Source organism: Plantactinospora endophytica (assembly GCF_016862915.1).
Lineage (GTDB): Bacteria > Actinomycetota > Actinomycetes > Mycobacteriales > Micromonosporaceae > Plantactinospora > Plantactinospora endophytica.
The window spans coordinates 55870-79084 of record NZ_BONW01000019.1; the positions used below are offsets into that span (position 1 = coordinate 55870).

The 23215-nt window shown below is 71.7% G+C and carries 20 protein-coding genes; 13 read left to right on the forward strand and 7 right to left on the reverse strand.

The features are described from left to right. Positions 1 to 122: 122 nt before the first annotated feature. The 3 genes from Pen02_RS19660 to Pen02_RS19670 all read right to left on the reverse strand — a co-directional run bounded on the left by Pen02_RS19660 (position 123) and on the right by Pen02_RS19670 (position 5365). Positions 123 to 1628: a glycosyltransferase family 87 protein gene (locus tag Pen02_RS19660; RefSeq protein WP_203867552.1), complete on the reverse strand. Its 1506-nt coding sequence runs from the start codon at positions 1626 to 1628 to the stop codon at positions 123 to 125. Between the two features lie 163 nt (positions 1629 to 1791). Beyond that, positions 1792 to 4695, reverse strand: a complete 2904-nt coding sequence (locus tag Pen02_RS19665; RefSeq protein WP_203867553.1) for a transglycosylase domain-containing protein — start codon at positions 4693 to 4695, stop codon at positions 1792 to 1794. A gap of 199 nt (positions 4696 to 4894) precedes the next feature. Next, positions 4895 to 5365: a DUF5318 domain-containing protein gene (locus Pen02_RS19670; protein ID WP_203867554.1), complete on the reverse strand. Its 471-nt coding sequence runs from the start codon at positions 5363 to 5365 to the stop codon at positions 4895 to 4897. Positions 5366 to 5566: 201 nt separating this feature from the next. Here Pen02_RS19670 and Pen02_RS19675 point away from each other — a divergent pair, with 201 nt between their 5' ends. Further along, positions 5567 to 6211, forward strand: a complete 645-nt coding sequence (locus Pen02_RS19675) for a PadR family transcriptional regulator (RefSeq protein ID WP_203867751.1) — start codon at positions 5567 to 5569, stop codon at positions 6209 to 6211. A gap of 23 nt (positions 6212 to 6234) precedes the next feature. After that, positions 6235 to 7314 (forward strand): inositol-3-phosphate synthase, encoded by a 1080-nt coding sequence (locus Pen02_RS19680; RefSeq protein WP_203867555.1) that lies wholly within the window; start codon positions 6235 to 6237, stop codon positions 7312 to 7314. An 84-nt stretch (positions 7315 to 7398) separates the two neighbouring features. On the opposite strand, the gene Pen02_RS19685 is transcribed toward Pen02_RS19680, so the two are convergent. After that, positions 7399 to 7902, reverse strand: coding sequence for a methylated-DNA--[protein]-cysteine S-methyltransferase (locus Pen02_RS19685; RefSeq protein WP_203867556.1), 504 nt, complete (start codon positions 7900 to 7902; stop codon positions 7399 to 7401). A 109-nt stretch (positions 7903 to 8011) separates the two neighbouring features. On the opposite strand from Pen02_RS19685, the gene Pen02_RS19690 reads away from it, so the two are divergent. The 5 genes from Pen02_RS19690 to Pen02_RS19710 all read left to right on the forward strand — a co-directional run bounded on the left by Pen02_RS19690 (position 8012) and on the right by Pen02_RS19710 (position 13528). Beyond that, the gene (locus Pen02_RS19690) at positions 8012 to 8365 is read left to right on the forward strand and encodes an ArsR/SmtB family transcription factor (protein WP_203867557.1); all 354 of its coding nucleotides are present in this window, start codon (positions 8012 to 8014) and stop codon (positions 8363 to 8365) included. After that, complete coding sequence (locus tag Pen02_RS19695; protein ID WP_203867558.1) at positions 8362 to 8631, forward strand: hypothetical protein; 270 nt, start codon at positions 8362 to 8364, stop codon at positions 8629 to 8631. The genes Pen02_RS19690 and Pen02_RS19695 overlap by 4 nt, the downstream gene beginning before the upstream one ends. A gap of 246 nt (positions 8632 to 8877) precedes the next feature. Next, positions 8878 to 10437 (forward strand): alpha/beta fold hydrolase, encoded by a 1560-nt coding sequence (locus tag Pen02_RS19700; protein ID WP_203867559.1) that lies wholly within the window; start codon positions 8878 to 8880, stop codon positions 10435 to 10437. 220 nt (positions 10438 to 10657) lie between these two features. Continuing rightward, entirely contained in the window at positions 10658 to 11242 is a 585-nt protein-coding gene (locus tag Pen02_RS19705; RefSeq protein WP_203867560.1) for a TetR/AcrR family transcriptional regulator, read from the forward strand. A gap of 90 nt (positions 11243 to 11332) precedes the next feature. After that, positions 11333 to 13528, forward strand: coding sequence for an MMPL family transporter (locus Pen02_RS19710; RefSeq protein ID WP_203867561.1), 2196 nt, complete (start codon positions 11333 to 11335; stop codon positions 13526 to 13528). A 139-nt stretch (positions 13529 to 13667) separates the two neighbouring features. On the opposite strand, the gene Pen02_RS19715 is transcribed toward Pen02_RS19710, so the two are convergent. Further along, positions 13668 to 14708: a phosphotransferase family protein gene (locus Pen02_RS19715; protein ID WP_203867562.1), complete on the reverse strand. Its 1041-nt coding sequence runs from the start codon at positions 14706 to 14708 to the stop codon at positions 13668 to 13670. Positions 14709 to 14884: 176 nt separating this feature from the next. On the opposite strand from Pen02_RS19715, the gene Pen02_RS19720 reads away from it, so the two are divergent. From Pen02_RS19720 to Pen02_RS19735, 4 genes are all read left to right on the forward strand, one after another. After that, positions 14885 to 15409: a SigE family RNA polymerase sigma factor gene (locus Pen02_RS19720; protein ID WP_239140986.1), complete on the forward strand. Its 525-nt coding sequence runs from the start codon at positions 14885 to 14887 to the stop codon at positions 15407 to 15409. Further along, positions 15406 to 16614, forward strand: a complete 1209-nt coding sequence (locus Pen02_RS19725) for a hypothetical protein (RefSeq protein ID WP_203867564.1) — start codon at positions 15406 to 15408, stop codon at positions 16612 to 16614. Before Pen02_RS19720 ends, Pen02_RS19725 begins: the two co-directional genes overlap by 4 nt. A 288-nt stretch (positions 16615 to 16902) precedes the next feature. Continuing rightward, positions 16903 to 17415, forward strand: coding sequence for an NfeD C-terminal domain-containing protein (locus Pen02_RS19730; protein WP_203867565.1), 513 nt, complete (start codon positions 16903 to 16905; stop codon positions 17413 to 17415). Positions 17416 to 17543: 128 nt separating this feature from the next. Beyond that, positions 17544 to 19073, forward strand: coding sequence for a flotillin family protein (locus tag Pen02_RS19735; protein WP_239140988.1), 1530 nt, complete (start codon positions 17544 to 17546; stop codon positions 19071 to 19073). A gap of 346 nt (positions 19074 to 19419) precedes the next feature. On the opposite strand, the gene Pen02_RS19740 is transcribed toward Pen02_RS19735, so the two are convergent. After that, entirely contained in the window at positions 19420 to 20052 is a 633-nt protein-coding gene (locus tag Pen02_RS19740) for a hypothetical protein (protein ID WP_203867566.1), read from the reverse strand. A gap of 174 nt (positions 20053 to 20226) precedes the next feature. On the opposite strand from Pen02_RS19740, the gene Pen02_RS19745 reads away from it, so the two are divergent. Continuing rightward, positions 20227 to 20664 carry an Rrf2 family transcriptional regulator gene (locus Pen02_RS19745; protein WP_203867567.1) on the forward strand — a complete coding sequence of 146 codons (438 nt, stop codon included), beginning with the start codon at positions 20227 to 20229 and terminating at the stop codon, positions 20662 to 20664. A gap of 50 nt (positions 20665 to 20714) precedes the next feature. After that, the gene (locus Pen02_RS19750) at positions 20715 to 21494 is read left to right on the forward strand and encodes an NIPSNAP family protein (RefSeq protein ID WP_203867568.1); all 780 of its coding nucleotides are present in this window, start codon (positions 20715 to 20717) and stop codon (positions 21492 to 21494) included. Between the two features lie 160 nt (positions 21495 to 21654). Here the strand turns inward: Pen02_RS19750 and Pen02_RS19755 are convergent, their stop codons facing one another. Beyond that, positions 21655 to 23133, reverse strand: a complete 1479-nt coding sequence (locus Pen02_RS19755; RefSeq protein WP_203867569.1) for a CCA tRNA nucleotidyltransferase — start codon at positions 23131 to 23133, stop codon at positions 21655 to 21657. Positions 23134 to 23215 lie beyond the last annotated feature (82 nt).

Here is a 23215-nt window from a genome sequence, read left to right on the forward strand (position 1 = left end):
CCCGCCGCCTGTCGGCTCCGGTCCCGCCTGTCGGCTCCGGTCCCGGCGGGTGGCTCCGGTCCCGGCGGGTGGCTCCGGTCCCGGCCCGGCGGGTCCGATCCGGTGGGCCGGGCGGGTGCCGGTCAGGTCGCCTGGGCGGGGGTGCGGGTCGGCTGTTCCGGGATGCTCCGCATCCGGCGCAGCCAGGACGCGTCCAGGGCGCCGTCGTAGACCCCGCCGTCGGGGTCGTCGAGGTAGGTGCTCCGGACCGGGTCGCCCTCGGGCCGCAGGATGTCCCGGACGACGAGCACGCAGAGCACCACGACGGTGGTCAGCCGCAGCGTGGCGGCGAAGACGAAGACGCCCTCGGGGAAGACCTGCTTGCCGCCGGCCCCGAGCAGCTCGCCGTAGAACGCGACGAAGTAGCCGACCTCGGCGAACTGCCAGGCGAGGAAGGCGCCCCAGCGCGGCCGGGCCAGCACCAGCAGCGGCAGCAGCCAGAGGTTGAACTGCTGGGACCACACCTTGCTGAAGATCAGGAAGACCGCGACCATCAGGAAGACCAGCGCGGCCAGCCGGGGCCGGCGCTTGGCGAAGAGCGCCAGTGCGCCGATCGCGAGGAACGCGACGGTGATCAACGCGTACGACACGGTGTTCAGGGTCGGGATGTTGTTGCTGAGCCACTGGAACGGCCCCTGGTCGCCGGGGCTGCCGCTGTTCCACTTGCTGTCCAGATAGCGGCCGATATACCAGAGCGTGCCCCAGTCGACCGCCCGTTCACTGTTGAGGTCGAAGAAGCGTCGCCAGTTCTCCGGGTAGAGGATCGCGATCGGCAGGTTCACGGCCACGATCGTGACGACCGCCGAGGTGATCGTCACCAGCATCTCCCTGACCCGCGCGGTACGCAGCCCCAGCAGGAAGAGCGGCCAGAGCACGAAGAGCGGCCACAGTTTCGCGGAGGTGGCCAGGCCGAGCAGGATGCCGGCGGCCAGGGGTTGTCGTTTCGCCCAGGCGTACATGCCGATCGCGGCGAGCCCGATGGCCAGCAGGTCCCAGTTGACGGTGGCGGTGACCAGCAGCGCGGGGGAGAGCGCGAACATCGCGGCGTCCCACGGCCGGCGGCGGCGCAGCGCCAGGATCATCGCCACGGTCGCCACCGCGAGCGCCCCGAGAACCAGCGCGTTCAGGTTGTAGAACCACTGCGCCTGGTTGATCTCCGGCCGGTCCACCCCGATGTTGTGCACCGGCAGGCCGAGCGCGCCCATGAAGTATCCGGTGACGACCGGGTACTCGACCGGGTGGTCCCGGTAGGGGACCTTGCCCTCGTTGAGCCCTTCGGCGTAGTAGAGCGCGAGCACGTCCGTGTAGCAGAACCGGGTGTACTGGACGTTGTTCTGCCAGGCACCGTCCTGGCAGGGCGACTTCTGCACCCAGTGCAGGGCCAGGGTGAGGCAGGTCAGCGCCAGTACGATCCGGGCGGCCGTCCAGAACCGGCCGCTCCACTGGGTGCCCCGGCGCTCCACGCCGCTGGCGTGGGCACCGATCGGTCCGCCGATGACCTCGGAGAGCCCCCGGACGAAGCCGTCCGACCGGGACGGGTGGTCGGCGTTTTCAGGTTCGTCGATGCCAGCCGGCGACTGCGCGCTCATGAACAGGCATCCTGCCGTACCGGCCCGGGTTCCGTCCGGCCCGGTCCGCCGTGTCGGCGGATGGAGTCGAAAACGAGGCCGGCGGCCGGGTCCTGGGACCCGGCCGCCGGCCGTATCGATCGATGACACTCAGTGCCCTGTGGTGCCGGGCCGGAGTCGGTGGCTAGCCGTCGCCGCCTCGGCCGCCGCCACCCTCGTCGGGCCCGGGCGGGTTGTCCGGATCTTCGCCACCCGGACCGTCGCCACCCGGATTGCCGCCGTTACCCGGACAGATCAGCGGCGGCGGGTTCGGACCCTGGCAGATGGGGTTGTTGCCGCCGGGGTTGTTGCCACCGGGGTTGCCGCCTCCCGCGTTCGGGTCGACCGGCGGAGGCGTCTCCTTCTTCTTGCCGTTGCCGGCTTCCTTGTCGCCGATGTCCTTGGAGTCCGGCAGGGACATCGCGTCCTTACCGGCGAGAGCCTTGCTCATGTACTTCCGCCAGATCTCCGCCGGCAGGCCGCTACCGCCGATGTTGGCGCCGCCCTTGGTCTTGATCTGGGGCTTCTTCGGGTCCTTGCTGCCCACCCAGACCGCGGTGGCCACCTGCGGGGTGTACCCGACCATCCAGGCGTGGGCGTTGTCGTCGGTCTGGTTGTATTCCCAGGTGCCGGTCTTGCCGGCCTCTTCGCGGCCCTCAAGGTTGCCGTTGTTGTCCTTGGGAATGTTCTTCAGCACCGAGGTGACCTCGTCGGCCACGTCCTTCGAGATCCGCTGCTTCGGATCGGCCTTCGCTCCGCCGATCTTCTTCCACTGACCGGTCTCCGGGTCCTGCTGCTCGATGAGCTGGATGAAGTGGGCCTTGTTGTAGACACCGCCGTTGGCCAGCGTCGCCAGCCCGTTGGCGTGGTCGAGCACGGTGATCGGGTACTGCCCGTACGCCACCACGTTGAAGAACGGTTCCGGCGCCAGCTCCTCCGGCTTCTCCTTGGTCAGGTCGTGCCACTTCGGCGGGTTGTCCTTGGTCTCCCACATGGTCCGGACGCCGGCCTGCCGGGCCATCGACAGCACCTTGTCCGCGCCGATCTTCTCGGTCAGGTGGTAGAACGGCACGTTGTACGACTTGATCGTGGATTCCTTGAGCGTGCAGGCCTGGTCACAGGTCTTGGTCACGTCACGACCGGCGTTCTGCACCTTGATCTTGGTGCCCTTGACGGTGAACGGCCGGGCGTCCCAGATCGAGTCGATCGAGATCTTCTCGTTGATGGCCGCCGCCAGCGTGTAGACCTTGAAGCTCGACCCTGGCGGGTGGCCGCCGCTCACCGTCCCGGCGCCGTCGGTGTTCAACCCGGCGTAGTCGTAGTCGGCCCCGCTGTCGCCGCCGTAGTAGGCCAGCACCTTGCCGCTCTTCGGCTCGACCGAGACCAGCGCCGACATCAGGTTCTTGGGCTCGTCGTAGATCGGCGAACCCTTCTTGCGCTGGGCCGCGTTCTCGGCCTCCGTCTGCATCTTCCAGTCGATGGTGGTCGTGATCTTGTAACCACCGTCCCGGAGCGCACTGGAGCAGTCGACCTTGGTGGGCGTCGCCGGGCCGAGGGTGCAGAGACCACGCTCCGCCATCTCGGCCTTGACGTAGTTGACGACGTTGCCGCGCGGGGTCTTCACCCCGAACGCCTCGTTCGCGCTCTTCCTCGGCTGGATCTTCGGGTAGGCGGTCTTGGCCCGCTCCTCCGGCGTCAGCCACTTCTCCTCGACCATGCCGTTGAGGACGTACTCCCAGCGGCCCTTGGCCTCCTCGGGGTTGTCCGCCGGGTCGAAGCCCTTGTGCCCGGTGGACGTGTCGATCTGCGGCTGCTTGATCACCGCTGCCAGCACGGCGCCCTCGGCCACGGTCAGCTTGGACGCCGACTTGTTGAAGTAGGTCAACGCCGCGATCTCGATGCCGTACGCACCCCGACCGAAGTAGATCGTGTTCAGGTAGTGCTGCATGATCTCGTCTTTGTCGAACTGGTCGTTCAGCTTGGAGGCGAGGATCGCCTCCTTGACCTTGCGCTGGTAACTGTCGTCCTGGAGGTTCTCGTACGCGTTCCGCGCGTACTGCTGGGTGATGGTCGAGGCACCCTGCTTGCTGCCGCCGGTGAAGTTGTTCCAGGCGGCCCGCGCGATACCGACGTAGTCGACCCCGTCGTGCCGGTAGAAGTTGCGGTCCTCGGCCGCGGCGACCGCGCGCTGCACGTGCGCGGGGATCTGCTTGCTCGTGACGATCTGCCGGTTCTCGTCGCCCAGCTTGGCGACGATGTTCTTCTTGTTCGCGGCGTAGATCGTGGTCGCCAGCGGCAGCGGAAGCTGGTCCGGCATCGGGACGTTCGTCGAATACCAGGTGGCGGCGACCACGCCGCCGCCGGCCAGCATGATGAAGACGGCGAAGGCGGCGATCAGCATGTTGACCCGCTTGCGCTTCTTGGCCCGCTTCTGCGCCGCCGGGTCGAGGTCACCGCCGCCCCGACGTCCCCGGCGACCGGGTCCGTTCGGGTCGTCCGGTCCACCCGGACCGGCCGGCGAGACGGGCACGACGGCCCGGCCCACCCGGGCCCGCCCGGCGGAGCCGTTGGCGCCGCCCCCACTCACCGAGGCGGTACCGACGCTGGCCCGGCCGGCGGACGCCCGCCCGGCGCCGTAGCCGCCACCCGACCCGGGCGCGTCGGGGACCGAGGCGCTGCCGACCCCGGCGCGGCCACCGACCCGGGCGCGGCCGGGTGCGGCCGAGCCGACCGACGCGGAGCCGACCGAGGCCGAGCCGGAGGCGGGCGACACCGGTGCGGCCCAGCCGCCGTCGGCGGAGGCCCGCCCCGGCGGTGTGGCCCGGCCGGACGGGGCCCCGCCGCTGACGCTGGCTCGGGCCGACGCGCCGCCGGCCCGGCCCTGGTTGGCGGGCCAGCCGCCCCGGTCGCCGTCGGACGAGCGGCGAGCGGCTCCCGGATCGTCCCAGGACGGGCGCTGGTATGGATCGTCCGCTGGTCCAGAGTCGCCGTTCGCGCCCGGGTACTGCGCCCGACCGCGCGCGGAACTAGGATCGCCGTACGAGTTCATTCGTCACACCCTGCCGGTCGCGGTGATGGCCACTCGCGCCACCACCGGGTTGCCGTGAGTTGGAACACGCGCCGTCCGGTACCGGACGCACCGGTCCTCGGACAGCACGGCATCGGAAAAACCGGACTTATCCGGTTTGCTAGATACGACTCGTCCTGTCGGCGGGGGAAGATCCCGCAGGCCGGGGAACGAGTCAGGGTCACCGGCGGGCCTCGCGCCTTCGTCTGACCGAGGTGCCCGTCGCGGACGCGGCCACCGCCGCGCCGGCGGCCGACTCGGCGGCACCGACGCCGTCGTCACCGGAGACACCGTCCCGGCCGAGCAGGAACTGCTCGACGAGATGGTTCCAGTCGCAGCCGCGACACACCTCCACCACGTACACCTGGAACTCACGCAGGGTCATCGCCAGCACCGACAACTCCGCCCGGGTGCGGGCCTGACCGGCCGACTGCTTGAGTTCATCGCCGTAAATGTAGTGGACGTGGGTCAGATTTTCCCGACGGCAGACCGGACAGAGCGTCTCGGTCGGCTCGCCGTGGAACCGCGCAGCGTTCTTGAGGTACGGCGAGGCGTCGCACACTTCGTACGTCCCTACCCGGCCCGAATGCACCTCACGCAGCACTGCTCGCTTCTGTAGCGAGTAGTCGACGACCTGGCGCTGCGAACGCATGGGCAGAAGAGTACTGGCTCCGGCCGGACGAGGCGACTCTCGTTACTGACTGTGATCGAGCCCGTGCCGTCCGGGGGTTTGCCTAGGCGAGCCCGAGGGTCTACGGTGCGATGTATCGGGCCGATACATCGGGCCTGGTAGACGGGCTCCAACAGCAAAAATTCACCGGAGTCCGGACGGAGGACACGGAGAGGGGTGCTCGTGCTCGAGTTCGCCATCCTCGGTCTCCTCCAGGAGTCCCCGATGCACGGCTACGAACTCCGCAAGGAACTCACCGCCAAGCTCGGGGCGATCCGCGCGGCGATCAGCTACGGCTCGCTCTACCCGACCCTGCGTCGGTTGCAGGCGGCCGGCTGGATCACCGAGGCGGCCGAGACGCCGGCCACCGCCGAGGAGATCCCGGCGCTGACCAGCCGTCGCGGCCGGGTGGTCTACAAAATCACCGCCGAGGGCAAGGAACGGTTCGCCGAACTGATCGCCCAGACCGGTCCCGAGAGCTACGAGGACACCGGGTTCGGGGTTCACTTCGCGTTCTTCGCCCGCACCGACCGGGCGACCCGGCTCCGCATCCTGGAGGGCCGGCGCCGCAAGGTCGAGGAGCGTCGCGAGGGTCTGCGCGACGTGTTGGGCCGCGCGGCCGAACGGCTCGACGCGTACACCCGCGAACTCCAGCGTCACGGCCTCGACGCGTGTGAGCGCGAGGTCCGCTGGCTGGAGGAGCTCATCGCCAACGAGCGCTCCGGTCGGACCCCGGACGGATCCACCCCGGGCAGCGACCCGACCAATCCAGAAAAGAACGACCCGCCTCCGCCTGGCCAGTCCGGGAACGAGTCGGAGCGGCCGTAATGAGCAAAAAGGAGGCAAACGCGATGGGATCCATCCGCGTCGCCATCGTCGGTGTGGGTAACTGCGCCTCGTCCCTGGTCCAGGGTGTCGAGTACTACCGAAACGCCGACCCCAACGACCGCGTCCCCGGTCTCATGCACGTCACCTTCGGCGACTACCACGTCTCGGACGTCGAGTTTGTGGCGGCGTTCGACGTCGACGCCAAGAAGGTCGGCATGGACCTCGCCGAGGCGATGGTCGCCAGCGAGAACAACACCATCAAGCTGTGCGACGTGGCGCCGACCGGCGTACTCGTACAGCGCGGTCCGACCCTGGACGGGCTGGGCCAGTACTACCGGGAGATCGTCGAGGAGTCCGACCGCGAGCCGGCCGACGTCGTCGCCGCGCTCCGCGAGGCCCGGGCCGACGTGGTGGTCTGCTACCTGCCGGTCGGCTCCGAGGAGGCCGCGAAGTTCTACGCGACGGCCGCCATCGAGGCGGGCTGCGCCTTCGTGAACGCGCTGCCGGTCTTCATCGCCTCCGACCCGGCCTGGGCGCAGAAGTTCGTCGACGCCGGGCTGCCGATCGTCGGCGACGACATCAAGAGCCAGGTCGGCGCGACCATCGTGCACCGGGCGCTGGCCAAGCTCTTCGAGGACCGGGGTGTCGAGCTGCTGCGCACGTACCAGCTCAACTTCGGCGGCAACATGGACTTCATGAACATGCTGGAGCGCAGCCGCCTGATCTCCAAGAAGATCTCGAAGACGCAGTCGGTCACCTCCCAGGTGCCGCACGAGATCGCCAAGGGCGACGTGCACATCGGGCCGTCGGACCACGTGCCGTGGCTGGACGACCGCAAGTGGGCGTACATCCGGCTGGAGGGGCGTTCCTTCGGTGACGTGCCGCTGAACGCGGAGCTGAAGCTCGAGGTCTGGGACTCGCCCAACTCGGCCGGCGTCATCATCGACGCGGTCCGGGCCGCGAAGATCGCCCTCGACCGGGGCATCGGTGGCCCGATCCTCTCGGCGTCGAGCTACTTCATGAAGTCGCCGCCGGAGCAGTACGCCGACCACGACGCCCACCAGGCCGTCGAGGACTTCATCGCCGGCACGATCGAGCGCTGACCCGTACCACGCGAGCGGGGGTCGGACCGGGAACGGTCCGGCCCCCGCCGCCGTTTCCGGGAGGTCGGTGCGATCGGGCGGAGGTCAGGTCCAGGCGCGCTCGAAGGCGACCCTCGCCTCCAGCTCCAGCAACTGGCGCTTCCGGGGCAGTCCGCCGCCGAACCCGACCAACTTGCCGCCGGCACCGACGATCCGGTGACAGGGAACGATGACCGGGATCGGGTTGCGGTTGCAGGCCACCCCCACGGCCCGGGCCGCCCCCGGATCACCCACCACGGACGCGATCTCGCCGTAGGTGCGCGTCTCGCCGTACGGGATCTTCGACATCTCGGTCCAGACCGCGCGCTCGAAGGCCGAGCCCCGGCGTACCGACAGCGGCACGCCGAACTCCGTCAACGTCCCGGCGAAGTACGCCCGCAGCTCGGCGACCGCCGTCGCCAACTCGGCGGCGTCCGGGGCGGGCAACTCGGCCAGCGCGGTGGCCGGCACTGCCGCCTCCACCGGCCCGAAGTGCACGCCACAGATGCCGACGTCGTCGACTCCGACGGAGAGTTCCCCGATCGGGGAGTCGAGCACGGTCCAGCGCATCCCACCATTCTCCACCCGCGACCGAGTGGTCCGGCCGGCGCCGGCCGGACCACTCTTGGTGATGCGGTTGGCACCTGCTAACTTTACTTAGCATGTGCAGGTTTTCGTTATGAGTCGGGCCGGCCCGAACGGCGACGACCTGGTCCGGATGCTGGCCACCCTGGCCAACCCGCACCGGATACGGGTCATCGCGGCCCTGGTCCGTGGACGCAACTACGTGAGTCAACTGGCCCGCGAGTTGGGCATCAGCCGGGCGCTGCTACAGGTCCACCTGCGGAAGCTGGAGACCGCCGGCCTGGTGTCGGCACACCTGGAACTCTCCGAGGACGGTAAGGCGATGAAGTTCTACGAGGTCAACCAGTTCGACGTACGGCTGACGCCGGACGAGCTGGAGGCGGCGGCGCGGACGCTGACCCCTCCGGAGCCGGGCGGGCGGGACGCCGAGGAGGGATCAGGGGCATGAGTGAACACGACTGGACCGAGGTGGTCGGCGCGTTCGGCGTCTTCGCGCTGATCATCACGGTGGTGACCACGACCATCATCCAGATCGCCCGCACCAAGCGGACGAAGATGGCGGCCGGCCGCAAGGAGGACTACCGGAAACTCGCCGAGACGGCGGTACGGGCCCAGGAGGGCACCGAGCACCGGTTGGCGGAGCTGGGCAGCCGGCTGGCCAGCATGGAAGCCCGGATGACCTCGCTCGAACGGGTTCTCAAAGACGTCGAATAGGCCACGGGCTCGGGACGGAGGCGTCCTCGCCGAGCAGTCGGACTCCGCTGCCGTCGAGGAACTCGTGGGGCGGTCACCGACTACCACCCCGACGCAACCGCATCTCGGGAACGTCGGGCAACGCCCGGCCGACCGCCGGCCCTGGGCCGTCGAGCGCCAACTCGACGGCCCAGGAGGAAGAAGCACCACCTCGCCCTCGGGCGAGTTCTCAGCGCAACGCTCCTTCGGCAGAAAGGACAGCACTTGATGCTGCCCAGAAGCAAGCCGCCCGGCCCCGGTGCGGCACCCCGGGCCACCCGCCGCCGGACGTCCGGCGTCGTCGCCGTACTGGCCGGCGTCGCCGCGACGGTCGCGACCCTCGCCCCGCCGGCACTGGCGGCGCCGCCGGACGGGGCGACACCGGCTCGCGGCGGCACGGTGCCGGCAACGGCCGTCGACTGGCACCCCTGCCCCGGGGAGAACGACGCGCAGTGCGGCACGCTGTCCGTACCGGTCGACTGGGACCACCCGGGCGGCCCCACCTTCGAGCTGGCCCTGGCCCGGACCGTCGCCACCGACCCGGCCGCCAGGGTCGGCACGCTGTTCTTCGGTCCCGGCGGCCCGGGGGACTCCGGCGTCGAGCGGATCGTCGACGGGATCGGCCGGTTCGGCCCCGAGCTGCGCGAGCGGTTCGACATCGTCAGCTTCGACCCGCGCGGGGTGGGCCGGAGCAGTCCGGTGCGCTGTTCGGCCGAGCTGCTGGCCCGGCGTCCGGCACCGGTGCTGACCAGCCAGGCCGACTTCGACGCCACGGTGGCGTACAACCGGCAGCTCCGGGCGGACTGCCGGGTCCGGACCGGACCGGTCTTCGACCACGCCGACACGTCGAGCATGGCCCGCGACGTGGACGCCGTACGGGCCGCCCTCGGCGAGCCGAAGCTGACCTACCACGGCAGTTCGTACGGCACCCTGCTCGGCCAGCGGTACGCCGAACTCTTCCCGCACCGGGTCCGCGCGATGGTGCTGGAGAGCGTGATGGACCACAGTCTCGGCACCCGGGACTTCCTGAACACCTCGACCGCCGCCGCACAGGACTCGTTCGACGCGTTCGTGGACTGGTGCGACCGGACCGAGAGCTGTGCCCTGCACGGGCGGGACGTCCGGGCGACCTGGGCCGAGCTGCTCGCCCGGGCCGGCCGAGGCGAGGTGCCGGACCCGAAGAACCCGGCGGCCACGCTGACGCCGTACGCGCTCAGCGGGTTCCTCGCGCCCCGGGCCCTCTACGACCCCGACTACGCCGACCTCGCCCAGACCATCGCCGCGCTCTCCGCGCCGACGTCCGGCCCGGCCAGCACGGCACCGACCGGTGACCGGACCCGGGCGGAACAGCCGACCAGGGTCAACCCGCTGGCGATCGCCTGCCGGGACTGGCACCTGCCGATCCGGGACTACCGGGAGTACGCCGCCCAGGTACGGGAGATGGCCCGGATCGGAACCGACCTGCCGTACCCGCAGGCGCTGGCGGTGGTGGAGTCGTGCCTCGGCAGCCCTCCGGTCGAGCACCCGCAGCACCGGTTGCGGGTCGACACCGATCGACCGCTGCTGCTGCTCAACTCGGTGCACGACCCGGCCACCGGGCACGACTGGGCCACCGGCGTCGCCCGGCAGCTCGGCCGGCACGGGGTACTGCTCACGTACGAAGGCGCGGGCCACGGCGTCTACTCCGCCACGGCGTGTACCCGGAGCACGGTGGACCGCTACCTGGTCGACCTGGTCGTACCGGCCCGGGGTGCCAGTTGCCCGGCCGCCGCCGAGCCGGGGGTGTGACGGGCGGCGACCGTAGTCGCCGGGCACCGGCGACGTCGACGATCCGGGAGCGGGACGCCCGTCAGCGCGGGCGGCCCGCTCCCGACCCGTATTCGCAGAGTCGGAAGGGTCGGCCGGAGCCGGCGAGCACGTCTCCAGTTACCCGGGTCACACTCTGACCGATCGGTCAACTCTCTGACCGATCGGTCAGGCATGCTCGGGGGCGGAGGTGAGCCGGCGGATGGTGCGCAACAGCAGGACCCGGGACGAGATTCTGGTCGTCGCGGCGCGACAGTTCGCCCGGATGGGCTTCAAGGGCACCTCGCTGCACGACATCGCGGTCGAGGTGGGCTGCTCGAAAGCCACCCTGCTGTACCACTTCGACAGCAAGGAGGCGATCCTGCTGGCGCTGGTGGCGCCCGCCGCCCGCGACCTGGCCGGCCTCGACGCCCGGCTCGACGGACTCGACGCCGAGAACGCCCGGGAGGCCGCCATCGACGGCTTCGTCGACCTGGTGCTGACCTACCGGCGTGAGGTCGCCCTGATCTACGACGACCCGGCGCACCTGCTCGAACAGCCGGCGTTCGCCGACATCCGCCCGATCACCGCCCGGCTGGTCGACGCCGTCGCCGGCCGGTCCACCGACCCGGCCGACCAGATCGCCGCCGAGGTACTGCTCGCCGGAATCTCCGCGATCGTCATCGAGCGCACCGCCGACCACGACGGCGTACTCCGCCCGGCACTCCTCCGGGTGGCCCGCCGCGCACTGCGGCCGGAGGCCGGCGTACCCGCCGCCCAATCCGTCCCCGAGGCCGATCGATCGTGAGATCGACACCGGACGACGACCGGCACTCCTGACCACATCCGCAGCCACCCCCTCGACCGCACGTCCGACCCCTCGACCAAAGGAAGCGACATGGCGACCCTCCTCTACCGACTAGGCCGGGCCTCGTTCCGGCACCGCCGGCTCGTGGTGGTCCTCTGGCTCGTCCTGCTGGCCGCGCTCGGCGGAGCCGCGGTGGCGTTCATGGGCCCGACGTCGACCAACTTCTCCATCCCCGGCACCGAGTCGCAGCGGGCCATCGACGCGCTGAAGCGGGAGTTCCCGGAGGCGAGCGGGGCCACCGGCACGATCGTGGTCGCCGCGCCCGAGGGCCAGCAGCTCGGCACCCCGGAACGTCAGGCGGCAGTGGCCGACCTGGTACGCGAGGCCGGCACCCTGCCCGGCGTGGTCGGCGCGCTCGACCCGTTCGCCACCCGGGCGGTCTCGCAGGACGGCCGGTACGCGCTGATCCAGGTGCAGTTCTCGAAGCAGGCCGACGAGATCACCGAGACGCAGCGCGAGGCGTACGAAGAGACCGGCTCGGCCGCGACGACGGCCGGGTTGCGGGTCGAACACGGCGGCGAGGTGATGTCCAGCGTGCCCGAGGTGGGCGGCACAGAGGGCATCGGCGTGGTCATCGCGCTGGTCGTACTGGTCGTGACGCTGGGCTCCCTGGTCGCGGCCGGGATGACCATGCTCAACGCGCTGATCGGGGTCGGCGCCGGAATGGCCGGCCTGTACGCGCTCAGCAGCACCATGGAGCTGACCAGTACCGCACCCGTGCTCGCCCTGATGCTCGGCCTCGCGGTCGGGATCGACTACTCGCTCTTCATCACCTCGCGCTACCGGCAGAACCTGCTCGAAGACCTGGCGCCCGAGGAGGCGGCCGGCCGGGCGATCGGCACCGCCGGCTCGGCGGTGCTCTTCGCCGGGGTCACCGTGGTGATCGCGCTGGCCGGGCTGGCCGTGGTCAACATCCCGTTCCTGACCATCATGGGGCTGGCCGCCGCCGGCACCGTCGCGGTCGCCGTACTCGTGGCGTTGACGCTGCTGCCCGCGCTGCTCGGCTTCGCCGGCCGGCGCATCCTGCCCCGCCGGCTGCGGCGGGACGAAACCGCCGTGGCCCCGGCCGCCGAGGCGGAGGGGTTCGGGTTCCGCTGGGCCCGGCTGGTCATCCGGCTGCGGGTACCGCTGATCCTGGTCGCCGTGCTCGGCCTCGGCGCGCTGGCGCTGCCGGCCGCCGACATGCGGGTCGCGCTGCCGGACCACGGCACCGCCCCGCACGGTACGCCGCAGCGCGCCGCCGCCGACCTGATCACCGAGGGCTTCGGGCCCGGGTTCAACAACCGCCTCGCGCTGGTGGTGTCGAGCGACTCGGCCGAGCGGACCGCCACGGTCGCCCAGGAGGTCACCGCCGCCGTCCAGGGCACCGAGAACCTGCTCGCGGTCAGCCCGCCGAACCTGAGCCGGGACAATCTGACCGCCCTGCTGGCGGTGATCCCGACCACCGGCCCGACCGATCCGGCCACCGAGACGCTGGTGCACGCGATCCGGGACAAGGTCGGCCCGATCGACGGCACCGCCGGTACCGACGTGTCGCTGACCGGCCAGACGGCGGTCGGCATCGACGTCTCGGAGAAGCTCGCCGACGCGATGCCGTGGTACCTGCTGCTGGTGGTCGGGCTGTCGGTACTGCTGCTGATGCTGGTGTTCCGGTCGCTGCTGGTGCCGTTGAAGGCGGCGCTGGGCTTCCTGCTCACCGTCGGCGCCACCTTCGGGCTCACCGTGCTGGTCTTCCAGCAGGGCCACCTCAGTGAGCTGGTCGGGCTGGACACCCCGGGGCCGCTGGTCAGCTTCCTGCCGATCCTGCTGATCGGCATCCTGTTCGGGCTGGCGATGGACTACGAGGTCTTCCTGGTCTCCCGGATGCGGGAGGACTTCGTACACGGTGACACCCCGACCCAGGCCACCGTCAACGGGATGGGGCACGGCGCCCGGGTGGTCACCGCCGCCGCGCTCATCATGACCTCGGTCTTCGCCGGCTTCATCCTGCTCGACGACCCGGTGATCAAGTCGATGGGCTTCGCCCTGGCCATCGGGGTGGCGATCGACGCCTTCGTGGTCCGGATGACGATCGTGCCGGCGGTGATCTCGCTGCTCGGCCGGAGCGCCTGGTGGCTGCCGGGCTGGCTGTCGAAGATCCTGCCCAACGTCGACATCGAGGGTGAGCGGCTGCGCCGGCACCTGGCCGACGAGCCGGTGCAGGAGAAGGTACCCGCCGGGGTCTGAGCACCGCCCCACCGTGGCCTGTCGACCTCCTCGTCCGAGGCGGTCGGCAGGCCACTTCGCATCACCGGCCGCCGGAGTCGACTCGGTCCGGAAGCGTCGCCGACGCCCGCTCGGTCCGGGAAGGGTCGCCGGTGTCGGCTCAGTCCGGAAAGGACAGTGCGCGCTCGGTGTGGTACGCCGCGATGCCGCGCATGACGTCGCGGTCGGGGAAGTCGCCGTCGAGCAACCGCAGCGGGCCGGCGACCAGCGACAGGTGTTGGGCGAGCCGATAGAGGCGCAGTCGCCGCTCGTCGAGTCCGTCGACGGCCAGCGGGTGGTAGTGCACGCCGAACCGCAGCCGCAGGAAGACGTGCTCCCACTCGACGTCGAAGTACATCAGCCCCTCGATGTCGATCAACACCGGAGCGCCGTCGCCGTCCACCAGTACGTGATCCGGCCCGAGTTCACCGTGGATCAGCCCGTACGTCGGGCGCGGCGCGATCCCGTCGGCCAGCCCGCGCAGCAGTTCGGTCAGCCGTACCCGGTCCCGGGCGAGGCGGTCGTCCCGACCGGCGGCCTCGGCAAGGTCGCCCAGCGCCCGGTCCAGCACCACGTCGACCGCCGACCGCTGCGCGGGCGCCGGCCCGGCCGACCGGGCCAGTGTCGCCACCTTGCCGGGCCGGGTCCCCTGCCGGCCGTGCATCGCGGTCAGTGCCTCGGCCAGCCGGGTCACGGTGCCGGCCACCGCCGTCGGATCCGTTGCCAACCGCCGCTCCAGGTTCGGCCCCGGCACGTCCTCGACCAGCGCGACGTCGGCCGGGAACCGGCTCCGGCTCCGGTCCAGCAGCAGGATCTCGGGGGTACGGACCCCGGCGGCGACGAGTTCGGCGTTGGCCGCCGCGAAGAGTTCACTGTCGGAGGCGTCCGCGAGCGCACCGTCCGACGGTTCATCGCCGCCCTGCGACAGTTCGTCGCCGCCCTCCGACGATTCGTCGCCGGTCGTGCCCGGCCGGGCGGGCCAGTAGTTCTCGTCGGCACTCCACACGTAGCCGACCACCGTGCTCCGGTCGTCCAGGGTGAGCCGGTAGACGCCCTTCTTCGTACCGCCGCGCAGCCGGGTCAGGCCGTCGACGCGCCGGTCCGAGCCGAGACCGGCGCGTACCACCTCGGCGAGCCGTTCCCGGTCGGCGAAGTCCCGCATCAGCTACCCCCGTCCGGCCGGGCTCGGACGATACCCGGTCGTGACGGATTCGGCGGTGCGTTTACGGTCGGTGCCGGCGGCGCCCGTCACCACTGACGATGCCGCTGGTCAGAACGTTGTCCGAGGGAGGCAAACTTTTCCCGGTCCCCGGCGTCGGAGAGAGCGGGAGGTGTGTCGTGGGTCGGGCGTCTGAGCGGGAATTCACCGCATTTGTCCATGAGCGGGGCGATGTGCTGCTGCGCGTCGCCCAGGCACTCGCCGGTGACCGCCACGCCGCCGAGGACCTGCTACAGAACGCGCTGGCCAAGGCGTACGCCCGGTGGCCCCGGATCCGGGGCGACGCCGAGCCGTACGTCCGGCAGATCCTCTACCACGACCAGGTCTCGGCCTGGCGCCGACGCGGCCGGCGGGCCGAGGTGCCGCACGCCGAGGTGCCGGAACCACCCGCCGCCGAGACCCAGCACGACCACGACACGGCGGTACGGATGATGCTCCGGGACGCGCTGCTGATGCTGCCACCCCGGCAGCGGGCGGTACTGGTGCTGCGCTACCTGGAGGACCAGACGGTCGAGCAGACCGCCGCCGCACTGGGTTGCCGCCCCGGCACCGTGGCCAGCCAGGCGTCCCGGGCACTGAGCAAACTCCGCGAACTCGTGCCGGAGTTCGCCGAGCTGACGGCGCGGACGGAGGCACTGCGATGAGCGAGCGGGCGGAACGGCTGCTGCGGGAGGCCGTGCACGAACTGGCCGGTACCCCGCACCAGCCGTCGGACTTCGCGGCCACCGCCGTCCGGCAGGGGCGGCGGATGCGGCGACGCCGGCAGGTCATCGCGACGGCGGCGGCGGCCGTCGCGGTCGGCGCCATCGTGGCACCGTACGTCTGGCTCCGGCCGGACTCCCAGCCACCGCCCCTGTCGATCGGCGGACCACCCGCACCGACCGCCTCCGCCAGCGCGGCGACCAACCCGCCGACGCTGGACACCTGGCGGAACGGCCCGGTGCCGCTGCCCGGCGGCGCCCTGCTGCTCAGCGCCGGCTCGTCCGGCCAGGCCGGCCCGACCTGGGTGTACGACCCTGCCAAGCGCCGTTACGTCAGCATCCCGGCGGCCTACCCCACCGTCCGGGCCAGTTCGCGGCTCAGCCTCGCGGCGGTGATCCAGCCCGACCGGCCCACCGAGGTCGGGCTCTACGACCTGGCGACCGGCGAGGTGCAGTGGGTCGAGGCCGGCGGCACGGTCACCGCCGCCGAGTGGTCACCGGACGGGCGGCAGCTCCTGCTCACCCTCCGGCAGGCGAAGGCCGGGATGCACGTGATCGGGCTGCTGTCCCCCGTCAAACCAGCGGTACGGCAGCAGCCGGTGAAGATGCGCTCGCTGACCTGTGGCAGCACCTGCCGCTTCAGTTGGCTGCCGAACGGCAAGGAGGTGGCGCTGGCCGAGACCGCACCGATCCCCCCCGGGGCGGGGCCCGGAGTCGAGGCGGCGAAGGCGGGGATCCAACTCTTCCTGGCCGACACCGGTACGCCGACCCGGTACCTGCCGGTACGGGGTGCCGTCGCCGATTCGTCGGCCTGGTCGCCGGGGGGCACCTTCGTGGTGGTCTCCAGCCAGCCGGCGGCGCTGGCCCGGGGGAATCCGACCTCGCCCCCCGACGGGAACGCGTCCGGGCAGTCCGACGGGCAGTCCGTCACCGAACTCGTCGCGGTGGACAGTGGCGAGGTGCTGCGGCGGCTGCCGAGCGCCGACGTCACCTGGGTCACGCCGCGCCGGCTGCTCTACCTGGACACCCCAGGCCCGGACGGCCGGGTCAGCGCGGTACTCCTCGACGTCAGCGGCAAGGAGATCGAGCGGACCGTACTCCCGCTCGAACTGGTCGGGAGCGACGAGATCGTGCTGGCGCCCAGGTGATCGCCGGGTAACGATCCGGTACGCGTCCCACCGGGCGCGGGGAGTATCACCCCCGCTCGCCGGTGGTGAGCGGCTAGGGTCGCACGGACGTCCGGCCGGGGTGGGCACGGTGAACCAGGCCCCGATCCGCTGCCCACCGGCCGGCGTCCGGACGGCGGCCCACTGGCAGGAGGCGATCGCCCCGCCGACCACGTCCCGGATGCCCGCCCCCGGCGGTCGTCGTCCAAGGTGGACCGTCGTCGCGGCGCGGCCGATCCCGGGGTTGCCCGGGGAGGTTACCTTACAGTCGTGGCAGCGGGGACTCTGATCTTCCTCATCATCGGCGGCGCCGGCGTCGCGGTGCTGGTGCTCGCCCTGCTCGGTACGGAGTTGGCGCACCTCGGCAACCCGGACATCGACGGCCCGGTCAGCCTGGAGGCGATCGCCGGGTTCGCCGGCGTACTCGGCTTCGGCGGGGCCATCGCCAACGAGGTGCTCGGTGGGCGTACCGTCGGCCAGGTCGTCGCCGCCGGCGGCCTGGGCGCGCTGGCGGCGGTGCCGGCCGGCTGGCTCGCGTCCCGGCTCTCCCGGGCGGCCCGGAACATGCACACCGACGCCACGCCCACCCGCAACGACCTGGTCGGGTCGCTCGGGGTGGTGGTCACCCCGATCCCGAACGCCGGCTACGGCGAGGTGCGGGTCCGGGTCGGTGGCCAGCCGGTGAAACTCAACGCCAGGGCCGAGCGGCCGATCGCGCTCGGCGCGCAGATCTTCGTCGTCGAGGCGCTGACCGAGACCAGCGTCCTGGTCGAAACCTACTGACCCCGGCCGGTCCGTACCCCGGCCCTCACCGCCCGGGAACCCCCGACCGGCACCTTCCAGCACCGCTCACCACACCACCCCGGCAGTCGACCACGCACGCCCACCCCCAATCCGAAATGGACGGTGTCATGCTGATCCTCATCGCCATCGGCGGAGCAGTCCTCCTGGCCCTCATCCTCGTCATGTTCGTGCTGTCCCGGATCAAGGTCGCCGGGCCGAACGAGGCCTTCATCGTCACCGGCCGCAAGGGCCGTACGACGCAGGGCGCCGACGGCAGCCGCTCCACCGACATGTCCGGGCAGAAGGTCGTACTCGGCGCCTCGGTCTTCGTCCTGCCGGTGGTGCAGAAACTCCAGTCCCTCGACCTGTCCAGCCGGCGGATCGACGTCAGCATCAAGGGCGCGGTCAGCAAGCAGGGCATCCGGGCCGAACTGCACGGTGTCGCGATCGTCAAGGTCGGCGGCACCGAGGACGCGATCCGCGCGGCGGCGCAGCGGTTCCTGCACCAGCAGGACGAGATCGAGAGCTTCACCCGCGAGGTACTGGCCGGCGCGCTCCGCTCGATCGTCGGCCGGCTGACGATCGAGGAGATCATCCGCGACCGGGCGGCCTTCGCCAGCGCGGTCGCCGAGGAGGCCGAGCACTCGATGACCAACCAGGGTCTGGTGCTCGACACCTTCCAACTCCAGGACATCCTGGCCGAGGGCTCGTACCTCCAGGACCTGGGCCGGCCGGAGGCCGCCCGGGTACTCAAGGACGCGGCCATCGCCGAGGCCCGGGCCCGACAGGTCGCCGAGCAGGAGCGGCTGCTAGCCGAGGAGGCCATCGCCGAGGCGAACCGGAACCTGGCACTGAAGCAGGCCGGGATCCAGGCCGAGATCGACGCCGCGAAGGCCAAGTCCGCCGCCGCCGGCCCGCTGGCCCAGGCCGAGCGGGACCAGGCGATCCTCACCGAGCAGCAGAAGGTCGCCGAGCGCAACGCCGAACTGAAGCAGCGCCAGCTCGACACCGAGGTCCGCAAGCCGGCCGACGCGGCGCGGTACAAGGTGGAGCAGGAGGCCGAGGCGGCCCGCAACGCGGCGGTGCTGACCGCCGACGCCGAGCGGCAGGCCACCATCGCCGCCGCGCAGGCCGCCGCCGAGCAGTCCCGACTGACCGGTGAGGGCGAGCGGGCCCGCCGGGCGGCGCTGGCCGAGGCGAACGCGATCGAGGGTGCCAAGGAGGGTGAGGCGGAGCAGCGGCGGCGTACCGCGATCGCCGACGCCGTCGAGCGGGAGGGCCAGGCGGAGGCGGCGGCCATCCTGGCCAAGGGCCAGGCCGAGGCCGAGGCGATGTCGCGCAAGGCCGAGGCGTTCGCGTCGTACGGCGAGGCGGCCGTGCTGGACCTGCTGGTCAAGGTACTGCCGCAGGTGGTCGAGGCGGCCAGCGCCCCGGTCGGCGCGATCGACAAGATCACGGTGATCTCCACCGACGGTGCCTCGTCGCTGACCAAGTCGGTGGCCGCCAACGTGGCCCAGGGGCTCCAGCTCGGCAGCGACCTGACCGGGGTCGACCTGACCGGGCTGCTCGCCCGGCTCGGCGCGGCCCGCAGCGGCACCGACCAGGTCGTCGACGGCACCCTGACCAACGGTGGCAAGGCGGTCGAGCCGAAGAACTGACCCGCGACGTTCCACCCGCGGCCCGGCCCCGGAGTTGCCGCTCCGGTGCCGGGCCGCCTGCCGTTTCCGGACGGCCCAGGACGCCGCCCTCGCAGGGCGGTGGCACGACGCCCGGTCCGGCGGGTTGTTGGACGCCCGGAACAACGGCCGGGCCGCGAGCCGCTACTGGAGGTCGAGCCGGAACGGGGTGCCGGGGCAGGTCGGGCAGACGAAAATGCGGAGCGAGCCCCAGCGACCGACGCTCACCCCGGTCGGCCCGGCCGCGAACGGGTCCGCCGGCCCGTCGTCCGGGCAGGGCGGCTCGACCGGACGCCACCGCTCCCGGGTACCGCCGCTCGTGGGTTTCCTATCGCGACCGTTCGTACGAGGTGGTGACGACCAGGGACCGCTGGGTCAGCAGGTCGCCCGCACAGGTGTAGTTCGCCGGGGCGGTGGAGGCGGTGAACGGCCGCCAGCGGCCGGGCGTACCGGCCTCGCCGACCCGCAGCCGCACCTCGGCGGCGGAGCGTACGTCCCGCAGTTCGATCCGGTCCCCGGCGGGCACGTAGCGGTAGTCGACCCGACCCCGCAGTTCGAGCGCCACCTCCTGGCCGGCGTGGCTGCTGGTGTAGAGGGTGCCGTCGCCGTAGTCGGCGATCCCGACGCCGTCGGCGCCGAGGGTGAGCGTCGACCCGATTCCGCCGGTGAAGTTCAGCCGGCCCACCTCGGGCACGTCCACCTGCTCCTGGTGCGAGGTCACCCGCCAGGTGCCGACAAGGCATTCGGCGGCGACCGGTCCGCCGCCCGGTGTGCTGCCGGCCGACGAGGCACCGGTGGTGGGGGCGGAACGCGTCGGTCCGGTGCCGGTCGGATCCGCCGATTCGTCGTTGCGGAGTACCAGCACCAGCGCGGTCGCCACGACGAGGGCCACCAGCGTCGACCCCAGCGCCACGATCGGTACCAGGAAGGAACGGTCGCCCGGTCGACCCGGAACGGCCACGGTCACCTCCCACCCGTCGTACGCCGGATAGGACGGTATCGCCAGCGGGCGCGGCGGGCGAACCCTCCGTCCCGGCATTGACAGGCCGCTTGCTGTAACAGAAGCTGTTACAGCAAGCGGGCGGCTCTGGAGTCCGTCGACCGAGCACTGCGGCAGAAGGGGTGGTGCGGCACGGTGGCGGCGAACAGTCGACTGACGATCGCGGTGCACGCGCTGACCTGGATGGCCCTCTCCGAGCGGCGTGGCCGGCAGGTGCTCACCTCCGACCAGGTCGCCACGAGCGTACGGACCAACCCGGTGGTGATCCGGCGAAGTCTCGGCGACCTTCGACGGGCGGGTCTGGTCACCGTGCGGCACGGCGTCGGGGCGGGCTGGAGTCTGGCCCGCCCACCACACGAGATCACCCTGCTCGACGTGTACGCCGCGGTCGAACCGGAGCCGCTGTTCGCCCTGCACCACAGCGAGCCGAACCTGGAATGCCCGGTCGGCCGGGGGATCCGCCCGGCGCTCGGCCGGTTCTACGGCGACGCCGAGCAGGCGCTGCGCCGGCAACTGGCGGGCGCCTCGATCGCCGACGTACTGGACGAGACCCTGGAGACGGGACACCAATGACCGACGGGACGGCGACAACCGACGGGACCGCAACGACCGACGCGACGGCGATGACCGACGGGACAGCGTTGACCGACGGGGCAGCAGCGGCTGACGTGGCGGCGGCGATCCGGCATCCGGTGGTCGAACTCCGGCAGTACACCCTGTACCCCGGCGCCCGGGACGTGCTGGTCGACCTCTTCGACCGCGAGTTCGTCGAGTCGCAGGAAGCGGCCGGGATGACGGTCGTCGGGCAGTTCCACGACCTGGCCGACCCGGACCGCTTCGTCTGGCTCCGGGGATTCCCCGACATACCCCGCCGGGCGGCGGCACTGCACGAGTTCTACGGCGGCCCGGTCTGGCAACGGCACCGGGAGCAGGCCAACGCCACCATGGTCGACTCGGACGACGTACTCCTGCTCCGGCCGCTCGACGGACGGTCCGGCTTTCCGGCGCCGGCCGTACGCCCACCGGTCGGTCACCGGGACCGACCGTCGTCGCTCGTCACGGTGACGCTCTGCCATCGGGCCGAGCCCGTCGACGCGGCGTTCACCGACCTCTACCACCGGCGGATCCGACCACTGCTCACCGAAACCGGAGCCGCACCCGTCGCCTGCCTCTCGACCGAGTACGCCGAGAACGACTACCTGGCCCTGCCGGTACGCACCGGAGAACACGTCGTCTGCTGGCTCACCCGGTTCGCCGACGCCGGACAGTTCGACGAGCACCTGCGGCGCCTGGACCGGTCCGAACGATGGCAGGCCGAGGTGCTGCCCGAGCTGTCTGCCACGCTCACCGCGCCGCCACGACAGTTGCGGTTGGCCCCGACGCCCCGCTCGGCGCTGCGCTGACCTTCCCGACCGGGGCCGTTCCGGCGTCGGCGGCCATCCGGCTCGGCGTCGCCCGCTTCGCGTCAGTGCTGCCGTCGCCGTCGGAGTGCCCGGCCAGCCCCCGTCCACGCCGGGCTGGTGCGGGCCAGCAACCCGACGCCGCTGGTCCGAGCGTCGACGGTCAGTCGGCGGCGCCCTGCTCGCGGGCCCAGCGCAGCAACTCCGCCTCGGCCTCGTCCCGGTCCAGCGGGCCCCGCTCCAAGCGCAGCTCCTTCAGGTGCCGCCAGGCCCGGCCGACGATCGGCCCCGGCGGTACCCCCAGCAGCTCCATGATCGCGTTGCCGTCGAGGTCGGGGCGGACCCGGGCGAGATCCTCGTCCGCCTGGATCCGCGCGATCCGCTCCTCCAGCGCGTCGTAGTCGGCGGCCAGCGCGGCGGCCTTGCGGCGGTTCCGGGTGGTGCAGTCGGAGCGGGTCAGCTTGTGCAGCCGGGGCAGCAGCTCACCGGCGTCGGTGACGTACCGGCGTACCGCCGAGTCGGTCCACTCGCCCCGCCCGTACCCGTAGAACCGCAGGTGCAGCCCGACCAGCCCGACCACCTGGCTGATCACGTCCTTCGGAAAGCGCAGCGCCTTCATCCGCTGTTTGGTCAGCCGGGCGCCGACGACCTCGTGGTGGTGAAAGCTGACCCGGCCGTCCGACCCGACCGCCTTGGTCGCCGGCTTGCCGACGTCGTGCATCAGCGCGGCCATCCGGAGTACGAAGTCGCAGCCGCCCTCCTCCAGCCGGACCGCGTTGCTCACCACGATCAGGGTGTGCTCGTAGACGTCCTTGTGCTGGGCGTGCTCGTCGATCTCCAGCTTCAGCCCGGACAGCTCCGGCAGGAACCGGTCGGCGAGGCCGGTGTCGACAAGCAGCCGCAGCCCGGCGATCGGGTCGGCACCGCAGAGCAGCTTGGTGAACTCGTCCCGGATCCGCTCGGCGGTGATCCGGTCGAGATCGGCCGCCATCGCCCGCATCGCCGCCAGGGCCTCCGGCGCGACCGCGAAGCGCAGTTGCGCGGCGAACCGGGCCGCGCGGAGCATCCGCAGCGGGTCGTCACCGAAGGACTCGGCGGGGGTACCCGGGGTCCGGATCACCCGGTCCGCGAGGTCGGCCAGCCCGCCGTGCGGGTCGGTGAACTCGTGTCCGGGCAGGCTGACCGCCATCGCGTTGATGGTGAAGTCGCGGCGCCGCAGGTCGTCGGCGAGGTTGTCGCCGTACCGGACGACCGGGTTCCGGCTCACCTGGTCGTACGACTCGGCCCGGAAGGTGGTGATCTCCAGCCGCAGCCCGTCCCGCTGTGCGCCGATCGTGCCGAACTCGCGCCCGGTCTCCCAGGTCGCCTCGGCCCAGCCCTTCAGCAGCCGGAGCGTCTCGTCCGGGTGCGCGTCGGTGGCGAAGTCGAGGTCCTCGCCGAGCCGGCCGAGCAGGGCGTCCCGGACCGAACCGCCGACCAGGTGCAGCTCGTGGCCGGCCCGGGCGAACCGGCGGCCGAGTTCGTCGGCGACCGGCGAGACCCGGAGCAGTTCGGTGACGGCGTTGCGCTGGGCAGCGCTCAGGGCCGACCGGCTGGCGGACGGCGGAGCGCTGGCGCTGTTCGGGACGGATGTTTCGGACATGGGATCGCCAGCCTACTGAACCGTTCCGGACCGGCCGGCGGCGGGCACACCGGCTGGTCGGCGCCCCCGGCCGGCCGGGTGG